At 48.9% G+C, this 15,401-nt stretch carries 9 protein-coding genes and 1 tRNA gene; 5 read left to right on the top strand and 5 right to left on the bottom strand.

Annotation, left to right across the window (positions count from 1 at the left end; all coding sequences use genetic code 11):
• Positions 1 to 12: 12 nt before the first annotated feature.
• The 3 genes from NB647_RS09485 to NB647_RS09475 all read right to left on the bottom strand — a co-directional run bounded on the left by NB647_RS09485 (position 13) and on the right by NB647_RS09475 (position 2,552).
• Positions 13 to 1,191: a sodium/glutamate symporter gene (locus tag NB647_RS09485; RefSeq protein WP_269283262.1), complete on the bottom strand. Its 1,179-nt coding sequence runs from the start codon at positions 1,189 to 1,191 to the stop codon at positions 13 to 15.
• A 620-nt stretch (positions 1,192 to 1,811) separates the two neighbouring features.
• Positions 1,812 to 2,186, bottom strand: a complete 375-nt coding sequence (locus NB647_RS09480; protein ID WP_269283260.1) for a hypothetical protein — start codon at positions 2,184 to 2,186, stop codon at positions 1,812 to 1,814.
• Positions 2,187 to 2,467: 281 nt separating this feature from the next.
• Positions 2,468 to 2,552, bottom strand: a tRNA-Leu gene (locus NB647_RS09475).
• 203 nt (positions 2,553 to 2,755) lie between these two features.
• Between NB647_RS09475 and rnr the strand changes: the two genes are divergently transcribed.
• The 3 genes from rnr to cysE all read left to right on the top strand — a co-directional run bounded on the left by rnr (position 2,756) and on the right by cysE (position 6,743).
• On the top strand, positions 2,756 to 5,140 hold the full coding sequence (gene rnr / locus NB647_RS09470) for a ribonuclease R (RefSeq protein ID WP_269283258.1): 2,385 nt from the start codon (positions 2,756 to 2,758) through the stop codon (positions 5,138 to 5,140).
• Between the two features lie 29 nt (positions 5,141 to 5,169).
• Positions 5,170 to 5,925 (top strand): 23S rRNA (guanosine(2251)-2'-O)-methyltransferase RlmB, encoded by a 756-nt coding sequence (rlmB, locus tag NB647_RS09465; RefSeq protein ID WP_269283256.1) that lies wholly within the window; start codon positions 5,170 to 5,172, stop codon positions 5,923 to 5,925.
• 68 nt (positions 5,926 to 5,993) lie between these two features.
• Positions 5,994 to 6,743 carry a serine O-acetyltransferase gene (cysE, locus tag NB647_RS09460; RefSeq protein ID WP_269264351.1) on the top strand — a complete coding sequence of 250 codons (750 nt, stop codon included), beginning with the start codon at positions 5,994 to 5,996 and terminating at the stop codon, positions 6,741 to 6,743.
• 21 nt (positions 6,744 to 6,764) lie between these two features.
• On the opposite strand, the gene NB647_RS09455 is transcribed toward cysE, so the two are convergent.
• Both NB647_RS09455 and NB647_RS10660 read right to left on the bottom strand, forming a co-directional pair.
• Positions 6,765 to 7,277 (bottom strand): MarR family transcriptional regulator, encoded by a 513-nt coding sequence (locus NB647_RS09455; RefSeq protein WP_269283254.1) that lies wholly within the window; start codon positions 7,275 to 7,277, stop codon positions 6,765 to 6,767.
• Positions 7,278 to 7,396: 119 nt separating this feature from the next.
• Complete coding sequence (locus NB647_RS10660) at positions 7,397 to 7,645, bottom strand: ESPR-type extended signal peptide-containing protein (protein ID WP_416143566.1); 249 nt, start codon at positions 7,643 to 7,645, stop codon at positions 7,397 to 7,399.
• Between the two features lie 736 nt (positions 7,646 to 8,381).
• Between NB647_RS10660 and NB647_RS09450 the strand changes: the two genes are divergently transcribed.
• Complete coding sequence (locus NB647_RS09450) at positions 8,382 to 11,645, top strand: DUF748 domain-containing protein (protein ID WP_269284800.1); 3,264 nt, start codon at positions 8,382 to 8,384, stop codon at positions 11,643 to 11,645.
• A 27-nt stretch (positions 11,646 to 11,672) separates the two neighbouring features.
• Positions 11,673 to 15,401, top strand: a complete 3,729-nt coding sequence (locus NB647_RS09445) for a DUF748 domain-containing protein (protein WP_269283252.1) — start codon at positions 11,673 to 11,675, stop codon at positions 15,399 to 15,401.

Raw genomic sequence — 15,401 nt, 5'->3', positions numbered from 1 at the left:
TGAAAAAATCTTTCAGGATTTCAGGTTCTTTTTCGTGTTAAAGAAGCGTAACCAGCAGACTGATGCAATGACCAGTATGGCGATGGAAACGAACCATATCATCATTCCTTTTCCCAACATAACGAGAGGGACAGCCAGCGATGTCCAGAAACCACCTCCCATGACAGGTTCGTGCAAGAGCTGTTTGTAACCGAAGGCTTCCATTGCCACCGTTTTGCTTTTCGGATCAACTGTCCGAAGGAGCATGAGTCCGGTAGCGGTAACACCCATGGCTTGTCCGAATTCGGCAATGGAACGTTCGAACCAGGCATTTTCAAAAATACGGGGGCCGATATACATGACAGCGAAAACATTCCAGACAATTCCTGCCAGGACAAGGAGGGAAAGAGGAGCCCAGTAAGCGATGACGAATTCAAGCCGGATGGATGCGATGGCGGCGACGACCAGAAAGTCCAGGGCGGCTCCGGTGATACGCTTCATCTGGCCATGATCGGCAAGCATATCGAGTCGGGTTTTCCGCAGGAACAACTGGAGGAGAACGCCTCCGATCATACAAAGGGGAAACAGGGGCAGACTTTGCATGATATGAAGTTCCCGGAAAGATGCAGGAGTCATGCCGTCTGTCAGGATCAATAGCTGCTTTATGCCATAGCCGATTAGAATCGCAATGCCAACCAGTGCAATGTGCAGGGCGAGGGAATCTACCGAATCCGGCGAAACGGTCTGTTTGCCGGCCAATGGCTGTTTTTCGCGACGAAAAAATCCGATACGTTCCAGAGTCTCCCTGTCATCGAATGTTCTGACATCCCTGACGTAACCCCGACGAACGGCAATGTTGATGAGAATCATGCCGATGACAATACCCAGGATCATTCCGCAGGTCGCGACGGTATAGCCGAGGTCTGCTCCTGCCTGCCAGCCCAGTTCACGGAAGGTTTCAGCCAAACCGCCTACAGTACCGTGACCGCCTTCGAAACCGATTTCCAGCAAATTGCCGAAAACGTCCGGTACGTTGAAGACAGGTGCCAGCAGGAAAAAAACCAGACCCAGACCGACAACGTATTGCCCCCATGCGATGATTTGTCCGAAGCAGAATTGAGGGGCGGCCAGATGCCAGATTTTTTTCAGGGAAGTGGGAGCGGTACCGAGAAAAAGGCCGGCAAATACAATGTTGATCAGAAATCCCGGCAATTTCCCGAAGGCGGCAAACCACTCCGGAGATAACAGATGTCCCAGGGTATTGATAACAATGAGACCGGCAAAGCCGGCGATGACGGAAGAAGGAATGAAAAAACGCTGAAAAAACCGGAAAACACGACCGGATGACGATCCCTGTTACCAGAAGGACACAAATGGCGCAAAGGGACATGATAGCGGTCATGGAAATCTTTCTTATGCAAAACAGTCCGGGACTGGATGCTTATCAGTAAAGGAACCTGCTGACGGAAAACAGGGAAATTCTAGGCCTTATTTGATCTGCTGTCAGTCACGGTCGTTATAAAAAAACAGGATACCGACGGATTTTTCTGATCCGGATCAGAAAAATTGCATCCGGGATGATATCTGTCATGTTTTGGAGAAATGAAATGACACTGATCCGGAAAACGGGCAGTTGAATCATCCGGAATCAGGACGGTAAAAAACATCTGGCTGGCGAATCGGTCTTTTTGGGAATATCCGGTACCACAGGAATAAAGCTGTCTCACAAATCAATAATGCTTGTAAAAACCTAATTATATGGTGGCAGGGACTGGATAGTTCAAGTTGGCAGAGTTGTATATTCCGGATATCCAGTGGCATGTTTTTTTTATTCATATCATCGAGTTGCCTTCTTTGTCGGGTTTTCTGGCAAGGCCCTGAAAAATGGTTGTCATTTTTCCGCCTGTAATATCTTTGATATGTTTTTTCCAGTGATCGGGAATGAATTTCATATTCCCTTGGCGTCCTGTATGCCAGGTTTCAGTCGTTTTGCCAGCTTTGTTGGTATGAAGACATAAGACACTCTGGTGAAAGGAATTTTCGTTGTAGAGTTTTTTCTGTTTTGCTTCTAGTTTCTTGATCAATTTTTTGTTTTTTCCCGCCATTTTCTTCCATTCTGCAATATAACAGGGCTGAACAGGAACCATTGGAGAGCATGATGTATTGTTTATCGGATCAAGGTTTCGTGCTTCAGGGTTTTGAACCATTTGGTGTGGTTTCCATAAAAAGAGCATCACCATTGTGAAGAGAATAGGTTTTGTCTTCGGGTTTTTCGTTCTCGATCCGATAGTGAGAGGAGAAACTTTTTTTTAGGTTTGATCCACCGTTTTGAAGATATGGAAAACGGTATTGAGAGGACATGCTCAAAAGTGGTGGATAGGAAAAGACTGTAAAAGACGGTAAAAAAACAAAAAACCGCATAAATCATCGAATTTATACGGTTCACTTTGAGAATCCTGACGAAATGGAACGTTATGAAACTAACGTTTGGTGCCCACGGAGGGATTTGAACCCCCACACCTCGCGGCACATGGACCTGAACCATGCGCGTCTACCAATTCCGCCACGTGGGCATTTTTCCAACTTCTGGTATTATATTTGCATTCGTCGAAGTTGAACAGACACAATTTGCTGATAACTTGTCTGAGCTGCAAAAGTAAGGTTGTCATTATAACGTGATAAACAGACATGTCAATCGTCTTGCCTAATTTGTCAAAAAAAAGGATGATGAGACTGTTGTGTAATCGCTATTGAATAATTTTAGACTAGAAATCTTTTGAAAAAGTATCCATATCCCATTCCCAGCCGGGAAGAAATCATTGAAACCCTGCGTGAGGCGAGCAGGGGGCGAAGCGTCAAAACCATCGCCAGAGACCTGCACGTCAAGAAAACGGAGATTGACGGCTTGCTGAAACGTCTGGATGCCATGGAACGGGATGGCCAGTTAATGTGCGATCCCAAAGGAAATTACAAGATCAATACGTCGGCCCAGTTCATTTCGGGGTATGTCCATTCCCATTCGGATGGCTATGGTTTCGTTATTCGTGACGATGGCGGGGAAGATATTTTCCTGTCGGAAAACGAAATGCAGAAGGTGATGCACAATGACCGGGTGCAGGTCCGTATTGTCGGTACGGACAAGAGAGGCCGCCCGGAAGGTGTGATCGTCTCGGTGACCAGTCGTGCCCATACCCATATTGTCGGTCGTCTGGTCAATGAAAACGGCGTCTGGCTGATCGCTCCGGAAGACAGACGTATCGTGCATGATATTCTTGTCGACGGTTCTCCCGGAAACGCCAAGGCCGGACAGATCGTCAATGCACAACTGGTATCCCAGCCATCGCGCTATACACAGCCCGTTGCAAGAATTGTTGAGGTGCTGGGCAGTATTGATGATCCGGGTATTGAAATCGAGATAGCCGTTCGCAAATTCGGCTTGCCTCATATTTTTTCACGGGAAGCTCTTCTGGAAGCGGACAAGTTGCCTGATCAGGTTGCTCCCGATGATTATGAAGACCGGGTGGACTTGCGCGATATCCCTCTGGTCACGATCGATGGTGAGGATGCCCGCGATTTCGATGATGCCGTTTATTGCGAGCCGGTCAAACTGGCTGATGGGGAGGGGTACCGTCTGATTGTGGCGATTGCCGATGTCAGTCACTATGTCAGGCCGAATACGCCTTTGGACAAGGATGCACTTCTGAGAGCGACATCGGTATATTTCCCGCGTCGGGTCATTCCCATGTTGCCGGAAAAACTGTCGAACGGACTTTGTTCGCTGAACCCCGGCGTGGACAGGCTGGTTCTGGTGTGTGATGTGCTGGTTTCGTTTGAAGGCAAGTTGCAGGCTTACCAGTTTTATCCTGCCGTCATGCATTCGGCTGCGCGACTGACCTATACCGAGGTGGCGGCTATTCTGAAGAACCAGCGTGGACCGGAAGCGGCCATTCATGCCGGTCTTGTTCCGCATCTCATGAATCTGTATGGTTTGTTCAAGGTTTTGGCCGGTGCGCGGGAAAAACGGGGAGCGATCGATTTTGAAACGATTGAAACATATATCGTCAGCAATGAAGCGGGAAAGATCGAAAAGATTTTGCCACGTGTACGCAATGATGCGCACAAACTGATCGAGGAATGCATGCTGGCGGCCAATGTCTGTGCGGCCGATTTCATCACGCGTCATCATCACCCCGGTACTTACCGTGTCCATGCACAACCGAACGAACAAAAACTCGAACAGGTCAGATCGTTTCTTGCACAGATCGGGTTGTCTTTGGGAGGAGGGGATTCGCCGGCACCTTCCGATTACGCAACGCTCATCAAACAGATCGAGCCGAGAACCGATGCACCGTTACTGCAGACCATGTTACTCCGTTCCATGCAACAGGCCATGTACAGCCCGGAGAATATCGGACATTTCGGTCTGGCCTACGAAGCGTATACTCACTATACCAGTCCGATACGGCGATACCCGGATTTGCTGATACATCGGATTATCAAGGCGATTCTGGAGGGAAAACGCTATGTTCCCCAGGGGATTGACCGCCGTTTGCTGAATTCGAATGTTCCCGGTTCGATACGCAGACAGATGCTCAAGGAAAAATCGGGCGGCAACAAAAAGGCAAATGCGGAAGAAGCGGTCTGGGAAGCGCTTGGATTGCACTGTTCAGCCAACGAAAGAAGGGCTGACGATGCATCACGGGATGTCGAGGCATGGCTGAAATGTTATTTTGTACGTGACAAGCTTGGGGAACACTTTACCGGAACGATTTCCGGTGTGACCGGTTTCGGTATTTTCGTCCAGCTTGACGATCTTTTTATCGAAGGACTGGTACATGTTACCGATCTGGGCAATGACTATTACCATTTCGACGAAATCCGTCACGAGTTGCGTGGAGAGCGGACCGGTGTCCGTTATCAGTTGACTGATCGGGTGATTGTGCAGATAAGTCGGGTGGATATGGATGCACGCCAGATCGATTTGCTGGTTGTTGATGGACCGTTCAAGGCGGAAGACAGCAAGGAAGGCAAGGCTCCCGCCGCCCAACCCGGACAACATGTTTTATTTGATCGTTACAAGAAAAGAAATATCGCGACGATCACAGAAAAAGATGCCAAAGTTCAGCCGGTCAGTTCCGGACGGAAACAGCGGTCACATTGACAAGTATCTTTATAGCGACAAATACAAGAATGAAAAACAAGATCATATTCGGATTCCATGCCGTTACTTCCCGTTTGCGTCATGAAGCATCTTCGGTTGAAGAAATCTATGTGGATTCCGAACGGACAGACCGCCGTATGCAGGATTTGCTGAAAGTGGCCAAGGCCGCCGGAGTGCGCATCATCGTCGCGGAAAGCCTGCGGCTGGACAAGATGGCCGGGACACGCCGCCACCAGGGAGTTGTCGCCATGGCTGCACCGTTGTTGCTGGCACGCAATCTGGATGAACTGCTGGACGGTATTGAAGGAGCGCCGCTTCTGCTGATTCTGGACGGGATTACCGATCCGCACAATCTGGGGGCTTGTCTCCGGGTCGCTGACAGTGTAGGCGCCCATGCGGTGATCGCTCCGAAAGACCGTTCCGTCGGCATCAACGCGACAGTCGAGAAAGTGGCCAGCGGTGCGGCGGAAACGGTGCCTTATATAACCGTCACCAATCTGGCAAGAACCCTTCGTCAATTGAAAGAACGCGATATCTGGATAGTCGGTACGGCGGACGATTCCGAAAAAAGCCTGTATGAACCGGACTATTCCGGGGGGACGGCTTTTGTTATGGGATCGGAAGGTGAAGGTATGCGTCGTCTGACGAAAGAAACCTGTGACGAACTGGTTGCCATACCGATGTTCGGTTCGGTTGAGAGCCTGAATATTTCCGTCGCATCCGGAATCTGCCTGTATGAGGCACGGCGGCAGCGTCTGGTGAAAATACGGAATCGAGACCGATAGGAATCGTGCACATTTTTGCCGAAACGGTTATTATCTTGCTCCCGAATGGTTAATTCTTGTCTAGAAACATGTTTCGTCGTCTTCGCGAAGATATCAAAAGTATTATTGAACGTGATCCAGCCGCCCGCAATGCGTGGGAGGTGCTGACCTGTTATCCCGGATTTCAGGCCATTCTCGTTCACAGGGCTTCGCACTGGTGCTGGAATCACGGCCTGAAATGGTTCGCCCGGTTCTTTTCGCATCTGGCGAGAATTGCAACGGGTATTGAAATCCATCCCGCCGCGGTCATTGGCCGGAGGGTTTTCATTGATCATGGTTGCGGGGTCGTGATCGGCGAAACGGCGGAAGTCGGAGATGACTGCACCATTTATCAGGGAGTGACCTTGGGAGGGACATCGCTCAGTAAAGGCAAAAAGCGTCATCCCACTCTGGAACGGGGAGTCATTATCGGAGCCGGGGCGAAAGTGCTGGGCAGTTTTACCGTGGGGGAAATGGCGAAAGTCGGTTCCAATGCCGTTGTTGTCAAACCGGTTCCCGCCGGCGCAACGGCGGTCGGCAATCCCGCAAGAATAATCCAGAAAGATGAGAGCAAGATCAAAACCGATGCAGCCAGTGTCCTGTTTTCTTCCTATGGCATTACACCGAATGAAGATGATCCTCTTATCAAGGCATTGCGCGGATTGATCAATAATGCAGCGGCGCAAGAGCATCAGCTCAAAAATATTATTTCGGCACTGGAAGCGGCAAAAATTCCGTTGGAAACCTTGCCAGAGGATGAAACAGTCAGTCCGGAACAATTGAACAAGCTGGTCGAGTGACGTGAGGCGTTTTTGGGGAACTCAGCCGGAAATTTTCATAACATGGCGTACAGCGTTATCCCAGAGACACGAAATTTTACGCATTACCGATTCTGTCAAGGGTTGGGAACGTTTTGCCGAAGGTTTGGGAATGACCTTTTCCTGAAGAATCCGGTATATGCCTTCGCGTATCTTTCCGTTTTTCTGTCGGCGTACTATTTTGATCTTTTTTTTGCTGGAAAGCGATTTGACTGCACTGACAACGAATTTCCTTTCGAGCATCGTTTCTTCCGTCAGTTTGGTAACACTCCATTCCTCTCCGGAACCGAAAAGTGAAAGAATGATGTTGGTACACTCATTTTTCTTCAGTCTGTAATAAGGTGCCGGCGTACCCCGAACTTTGACGATTTTTTCGATTTCGACCAGATTTTGATCCACTAATCGTTTGAGACAGATATTGGTATGTTGCCGGGAAATACCCGACCTCTCGCAAATATCTCTCGACAATCCGGGCAAATATTTCAAAATGGTTTTTTCATCTATCCTTTCTTTCATATCGCCATTCCAGTTGTACGGATGTTGAGATCACCGGTTATTCGGCCTTTGTTGATGAATAATATGTATATTGTTTCTGTTCAGGTGAACTGGCAGGCCGATCAATACATCATTCGGACTCAAGATATTTCGTGCGGCGGATAAATATCCGGCAGGAAAAACAGGTTAGAATCAACTCTCAGCAAGAAAGCTTGTCTGTCTGGATGTCTGATGAGGCGCATTAGCGGATGTTTGTTTTTCTTCGCAAACCTTTTTTGTACTTGAGAACAATATTTCCGATTTTTTCTGGTACACAAATGCAGACTTTCACTGCGGGCCATGCAAAGCCCGCGAATTTGGTTATAGATGACCTTGAAGATTCTGTTCATGGTGTCTCATCGAAAATAAGTTCCGGATAATCACGAAATCCCGTTTTTTCCACACAGACATCCCGGTCGGATGCCACCCCTGTCCGGTCATCCACACAAAGGTTTGTTAATGCGTATTAAATGAATCAGAACAATCTTTAACTTGTTGATAATAAAAGGGTTTACCCCTCACTGCACATTTTTCCGCGTTTTTTCCCGTGCGCCCCCTTTTCAATCCATCCCCTTGTTTTATAATGCAAAAACTTTGTTTATCATCCGTTTTTCACCGCTTGCGAATTTCCACTAATACGCATTAGCGGATGTTACATTTATTCAACACGTCATCTTTCCCTCATCGGTTGCACGAAACCTGCCGGCCTGTGCGACAGGAAAGCGTTTTTTCTGTAAACGGAAAAAACGGACCGGCAAATCACGATGTTTCCGGGCCCGGATCAGCCAGATAGGGGACGGCTTGTCAAGCGGTCTTCGGGAAATGAGGAAAGAGGAAAGGTCTGTTTTGCCGGAAACAGTCTGTTTGTGGTGGCGATTTTGCAAGCAGACAGGGACAGTTCTTTTTTCCGTTGCGGTCGTTTTTGCAAAATGTAAATGTTTGCAATATGTCGACAAATTGCCGTATTGTATTCCTGTAGCCGGTTGTTCCGGTCAGGCGCAATACCTGATACGGTTTATCAAAACGCAAGACGTTTGGGATGACAAAGACGGATGAGGAGAAACAATGCAAAATCCTTTAAGTAAAATGAAAGTGAGCAGTTACTTTCGGAAACCGCTGTTCAAATGGATTGTCGCAGCCATTGTTTTTCTGATTGCCGTTTATGGTATTGCCGGTTTTTTTGTCGTTCCCGGCATCATTGGCGACAAGGCGCAGCAATTCGTTTCCGGGAAGTTTCAGAGAAAACTTGAATTCGAAAAAATTTCCCTCAATCCTTTTACATTGACGGCCACATTTGATGGCATGCGGTTGACTGAACCGGGATGTGAGGACGATTTCGCTTCTTTCGACAGTCTGATGGTGGATCTGTCGAGCCAGTCGCTTTTCAGGATGGCACCAGTCATAGAAGAGATCAGACTGGTCAATCCACGTGTCCATCTGGTCCGGACAGCGCGCAATCATTACAATGTGGATGATTTCATCGCTTTTGCCGCCGAGCCGAAAGAAGACGATTCTCCCGCACGGTTTTCCATCAATAACATTCAGGTCGAAAACGCCGTTATCGAGTTCGACGATTTTCCGCAAAACAAACATCATGTCGTCGATGAACTGAATGTTTCCATTCCATTCGTTTCGACCATTCCTTCACAAGTCGATATTTTTGTCGATTTGGCGATCAATGGGCGATTCAATCAGGAAAAAATCGAGCTGACGGGGAAAGCAAGACCCTTTTTCAAAGACAAGGATGGAACCGTCAATATCCGGCTGGACAAGATCAATTTGCCGGCTTATGCAGGTTATCTGCCGGTCAAGCCGGATTTCGACCTGAAAGACGGAAAGTTGTCCATCGACATGGAAGTCGGGTTCGGTCAGCGTGCAGAAGGTCAGCAAGGACTTACTCTTGAGGGAAATGTTGTCCTGGAATCGTTATTGTTGGCCGAACCGGATGGCAAACCGGTTCTGAAAATCCCGGAAATGACTGTCCGGATTGCCCATAGCGATGTGCTGTCAGGGAAATTCGACATCGGCCAGGTTCTGCTGAAAGGACCTGAAGTGTATCTTGACCGTAACAGGGCAGGACAATGGAATGTCGAACGGGTCGCGAGGTTCAGTCCTGCAGACAATACCGGAAAAAATCATGTCGGAGCGGCAGCAGATGCCAGTGCGGGAAAAAAGGATAGCCGGCCATTTTCCGTCAGTCTCGGAAAACTGTCTGTCGAAAACGGAGAGCTTCGGGTCAGTGATCAGATCCATGTCGTTCCCGCTGATTTTTCGGTCAGAAATTTCGCGCTGGATGTAGATGGCATTGTACTGGATGTTGCGGAGAAAAACGTGACGGTTGACAGGATGGTGTCTGCCGGAACTGAGGTGCGGTTCGTTCATGGCAAGCTGAAATTTCAGGAAAACGGCAAACCGACCCGGAAAACGGTACAGAAAGCGGCGAATGAAATTGGGGAACGGACCGGTTTCGGTTTTCGCGTGGGCCGGTTTGAGCTAAATGACTGGGCGGTACATTTCGAGAATCACGATGCAGGCAAACCTGTCGTGACCAAAGTGGATGGGTTGACGGTTGCGCTGGATAATCTTTCAAGTGATGATAAAGAACCGGTTCAGCTTTCCGTCAAAGCCAATGTCAATCAGAAAGGGACGATTGCCATCGGCGGCAGTATGAATCTGTCACCGTTTGGAACGGATCTTGATCTGGATATCCGGGATGTGGATGTCCGATTCGTCCAGCCATATATTGAAGATTTCGTCAATCTGTCACTCAAACAGGCGGAATTGACGGTAAAAGGGAAGTTCCATCTCGCACAGGCGAAAACGGGGATGAAAGGGCAGTTTGCCGGTGATGCGGGAATCAGTCGTTTGACGACGGTAGACCAGTTGAGCCGGCAACCGTTTGTCAGCTGGAAAGTGTTGTCTCTGAAAGGGATTCGTGCCGATCTGGCGCCGCTTTCCGTTGTCGTCGATCAGGTCAGACTCAACGATTTGATGGCAAGAGTTATCCTGAGCTCGCAGGGACGGCTGAACTTGCAGGATATTCTCAGAAGCGAATCGGGTGGCAGGAAAAGTCTGACCGAAAGTGAGGAAAAAAACATGGTATTGAATGCCGGTTCTTCCATTTCCTCACGCATACCGGAAAATGAAGGGGTGGCCAAGAAAAAGGGACGGCCGGATTATTCGATACAGATAAAGAAATGGTGGATCGGTAATGGAAAGATACGGTTTTCCGACAATTTCATCAAACCGCGTTATACGGCCAATCTGGTCGATCTTCGGGGAACGGTTTCCGGTCTGACGACGAATCCGGACAAACAGGCCGTTGTGGATGTGAAAGGTCGTGTCAATGGGGCGCCTCTGGTGATCGCGGGGTCAGTCAATCCGTTAAGTGAACGTCTGTCGCTGGATATCAGGGCGAATGTCAAGGGAATGGAGCTGGCCCAGTTCAGTGCCTATTCCGGGAAGTATATCGGGTATGGGATCGACAAGGGAAAACTGTCTTTTGATGTCGCATACAAGGTTGAGAATGACCAGTTGTCTGCCGAGAACGCGCTGGTTCTGGATCAGTTGACACTGGGCGAGAAAGTTGACAGTGAATCGGCTGTCAATTTGCCTGTTCAGCTTGCATTGTCGCTTTTGAAAGACAGAAACGGTGTTATCGATATCAATCTGCCGATTGGCGGATCGCTGAACGATCCCGAATTTTCCGTAGGCGGAATCATTTTCAAGGTATTCGTCAATCTCATTCAGAAAGCGGTGACGGCACCGTTTTCACTGCTTGCCTCGATCGTCGGCGATACGGAAGAATTGTCATGGGTGGCTTTCGATCCGGGCAGTTATACCTTGTCGGAGTCCGGACAGAGAAAACTCGAAACGCTTGCCAGGGCACTGGAAGATCGTCCGGGGTTAAGGCTGGAAATTGCGGGGAAGGCCGATCCGGATGCTGACAGTACCGGTCTGGGCAAGAAAATGATGATGAAAAAAATCCGGGAGATGAAAGCGCGCCGGTCGGGGCAGGATATCGGCAGTCAGCAAGTGACAGTCAGTGATGAGGAATACCCGGATTTGCTGAAGCGTCTGTATGGCAGTGAAGATTTCGACAAACCGAAAAACTGGATCGGATTCAGCAAATCCATGCCGGTTGCGGATATGGAAAAATTGTTGTCGCAACACTTTGCCGGCAAGAAAGACGATCTGATCCGGTTGGCGAACAGACGGGCGCAGGCAGTCAAGGACTGGCTGATCGAAAAAGGAAATATATCTGAAGAAAGACTTTTCCTGCTGGCAGGAGGTCTCCGGAAAACTGAAGGAACAGAATCCGGAAACAGGGTGGATTTCTCTCTGAAATGAAGAATCGGTTTTAAGGGAAAAATTTTAATGGCGGAACAGAAAACTTCAGGTATCGGAAAACATTCACGTTTCAGACTGGTCGCGGTCGGAGTCTTGTCGCTTGTCGTTTTGTCGCTGGTCGTTCTGGTCATTGCCGGTATTTATTTTCTTCCGGGATTCATTGAGTCGAGAGCGCGTGCGTTTGCTGCCGAAAATTTCAATCGCCATTTGACTATCCGGAAAATGGACCTGGATTTGTTCGGACTCACCGCCAGGCTGGAAGGGGTCCGCTTATCCAATCCGGGGCAGGAAACTGATTTCGCTTCGTTTGATCAGTTATATGTCGAGTTGGCTCCAGCCACTTTTACGGAATTCAGTCCCGTCATCAAGGAAATCCGGCTGGTCAATCCGGCTGTCCATATTGTCCGGGGGCAGGACAAGCGATCCAATATTCGGGATATCGTGGCCTATTTTTCGAAATCTGGTGGAAGCAATCGGGAGAAAATGCGTTTTTCCATCAACAATATCCAGATCGAAAACGGAACAATTCGCGTTGAGGATGAAGTACGTAAAAAGCGGTTGCTGATAGAGGAGTTGAATGTCGGTATCCCGTTTGTTGCCAATATGCCGTCCGAAGTCGACATATTCGTCCGGTTCGGAATCAGTGCAAGAATCAACAAGGACAAGATTGAACTGGTTGGTAAATCCAAACCTGCATTTGGCAAAAGAAGCGGTACGCTGGGCGTCAGACTCGACAAACTCGATTTGCCGACTTATCTGGGATATCTCCCGTTCGATCCCGGTTTCAAATTGAAGAGTGGCAAATTTTCTACGGATCTGGATATTGTCTTTGCACGGCGGGATGGAGACAGACGTCCGGTTTATATCCAGGGAAATATCACGCTTTCATCCATATGGCTGACCGAATCGGATAATCGTGATGTGCTTAAGATTCCGGAGATGAAAATCGAGGTCGGCAAAAGCGACATGGCATCGGGTGAGTTCAACATTGAGCGTATCGGATTGAAAAATCCACAGATATTTCTTGACCGGGACGGGAAGGGGAAATGGAATGTGGAACGTTTGCTGGCTGCCGGAAACTGGCCGACCGGAAAAGCGGAACAGGACGGGAAAAAGTCCTCCCGGCAGCGTGCATGGGCTGTTGGTCTCAAGCAACTGGTTGTCAGTGATGGCCAGTTCAGGTTGGTTGACCGTGTTTCGGGAATCCGTCTGGAAAACAGTAAATGGTCCACCCGGCTGGGGGCAAGCTGGAACAGGGATGAAGAAGGAAAAAATTCCTTGCTGGTGGAAGGCGGTGTCACGCTTCAATCACTGCATGTCTTTGATCCGGATAACAGGGATATGTTCAGAATCGGTACAGTGGCGATGGATGTCGGCAAAAGCGACATCCTGTCCGGCCGGATCGGAATTGCCCGTATTGCCCTGAACAGCCCGCAAGTGTTTCTTGACCGGAATGGAAAAGGCCAATGGAATTTTGAACGATTGCAGGATATGGGAAAACAGGGGGCTGCGAAGAAGACGGAATCAGTTGAAAACAAACCGGTATCCTCCAGTCTTGCAAAGGTGATCGATCTTTCGCAACTGATTGTCCGGGATGGCCGGTTTCAGTTTACGGATCGTGTTTTTGCAAAGCCCGTGAATGTGGAAGCGAAAAATATAGGACTGAATGTCGAAAGGCTTTCTCTGGATTTGTCCGGACGCAATCTGTCTGTTGACCGGATTGTTTCGGCGGGAGCACGTGTCCAGGTTGTGCATAGTATGCCTGAATTGCTGGAGCGGTACCGAAAAGAGAGCGGGGGTGTCATGCCACAGGAAACTCTGGACAAGGCAGCGGAAAAAACCGGTTTCCATTATCAGGTAAAACATGCGGGGATCAGGGATTGGGCGTTCCATTTTGAAAACAGAAATGTCAGGCGACCTGTTGTCACGCAGGTGTCGCAACTTGAAATAACGGTGGAGAATCTGTCCGATTCGATGGAAAAACCGGTTCCGTTATTGATGCGGGCGAAAGTCAATGCCCAAGGGAATGCGACTTTGAAAGGCAATGTGATGGTTTCACCGTTCAAGGCCGATCTGGATATCGACATGAGAAATATCGATATCCGTTTCATTCAGCCGTATGTTGACGATTATGTGAATTTGTCGTTGAGGCAGGCCGATTTGTCTGTTAAAGGGACATTGGCAATGAAGCAGGCACAGGACGGCAAATTGCACGGAAACTTCAGAGGTGGTGCGGCGATCGGGAGTCTGGCCGCTGTGGATCAGTTGACGGGAAGGCCCGTAATCAGCTGGAAAAATCTGTCACTTGAAGAGGTTGCCGTTAATCTGAATCCTCTTTCGGTTGCGATTGACAAGGCGAAAATGAATGATGTCGTCGCCAGAGTTATTTTATTGCAGGACGGGCGGTTGAATTTGCAGAATATTCTGCGCAGCAAGGCCGGTGGTCAGAAGAGCCTGACTGAAAGCGAGGAAGATGGTTTGGCCGTTGAAGTCGCCGATAAAACGGCTACAGTTGTCCGGCCGGTTCCTGTCGAGCGTTCTGTAACGGCAGCATCGGATCCGTCCGGAAATGACCGTTTCAGACTGTCCATTAAAAGATGGATAATCGGGAACGGGAATGTCCGGTTTTCCGACAACTTTATCAAGCCGCACTATACGGCCAATATACGCGATTTGCGTGGTGCTTTCGTCAATTTGTCCAATGATCCGAAGACGCAGTCGAGGCTGTGGCTGAAAGGGCAGGTCAATGGTGCTCCGCTGGTCATTTCAGGATATGTTAATCCGTTGAGCGACAAGCTGACGCTGAATATCAAGGCTCAGGTAAGAGGGATGGAGCTTGCCCAGTTCAGTGCCTATACCGGCAAGTATCTGGGGTACGGGATTGAAAAGGGAAAGCTTTCCTACAAGGCGACCTACAAGGTTGAAAATGGAGAATTGAAAGCCGAAAATGCGCTGGTTCTGGATCAGCTGACGCTGGGGGAGAAGGTGCAAAGTGAAGAAGCCCTGGACTTGTCCATTGAACTGGCGTTGGCCCTGTTAAAGGATAGCGATGGTGTTATCGATATCCATGTTCCGATTACAGGTTCTTTGAATGATCCGGAGTTTTCGTTAGGCAGTATTGTCGGAAAGGTCGTGTTCAATACATTGAAGAAAGTGATGACGGCGCCTTTCGCTTTTCTGGCCTCATTAAATGAAAACGAGAAATCCTTATCGGGAATGATTTTCGAACCGGGCCGTTCAACCCTGTCGAAGGAAAGTGAGCTGCGACTGGAGAAAATGGCGAAGGGGCTGGCGAAACGGCCCGGAATCAAATTGGAAATTACCGGGTTGTATGACGAGGTCGCCGATCGGGCTGGACTTGGCGAATTTGTGCTGCAAAGGAAAATCCGCGCACTAAAGCGCAGAAAACTGGGCATGCAGTCGTTTGAGGAAGTATCCATATCCCGGGAAGAATATCCTGAACTCATCAGGGAAGTGTATCGGAACGAGAAGTTTGACAAGCCCAGAAAGTTATTGCTTTTCGATCAGTCATTGTCTGTTTCCGAAATGGAAAAACTGCTGGTACAGCATTATGCATCGACAAAAGACGGTTTGATCCTTCTGGCCAACCGGCGAGCCGAGGCGGTCAAGAACTGGCTGGTTCTGAAGGGCAAACTTCCGGATGAAAGGATCTATCTGCTAGCCAGCAAGAAGGGAGAAGCGGGAAAAGATATGCCGGCACATCGGGTTGATTTCAATTTGCGCTGGAAAAGCTGA

This window comes from Oxalobacter aliiformigenes (assembly GCF_027116575.1).
Classification (GTDB): Bacteria; Pseudomonadota; Gammaproteobacteria; order Burkholderiales; family Burkholderiaceae_D; genus Oxalobacter; species Oxalobacter aliiformigenes.
The sequence above is the reverse complement of the archived record's forward strand: the minus strand, read 5'-3'. Positions and strand labels throughout refer to the sequence as shown.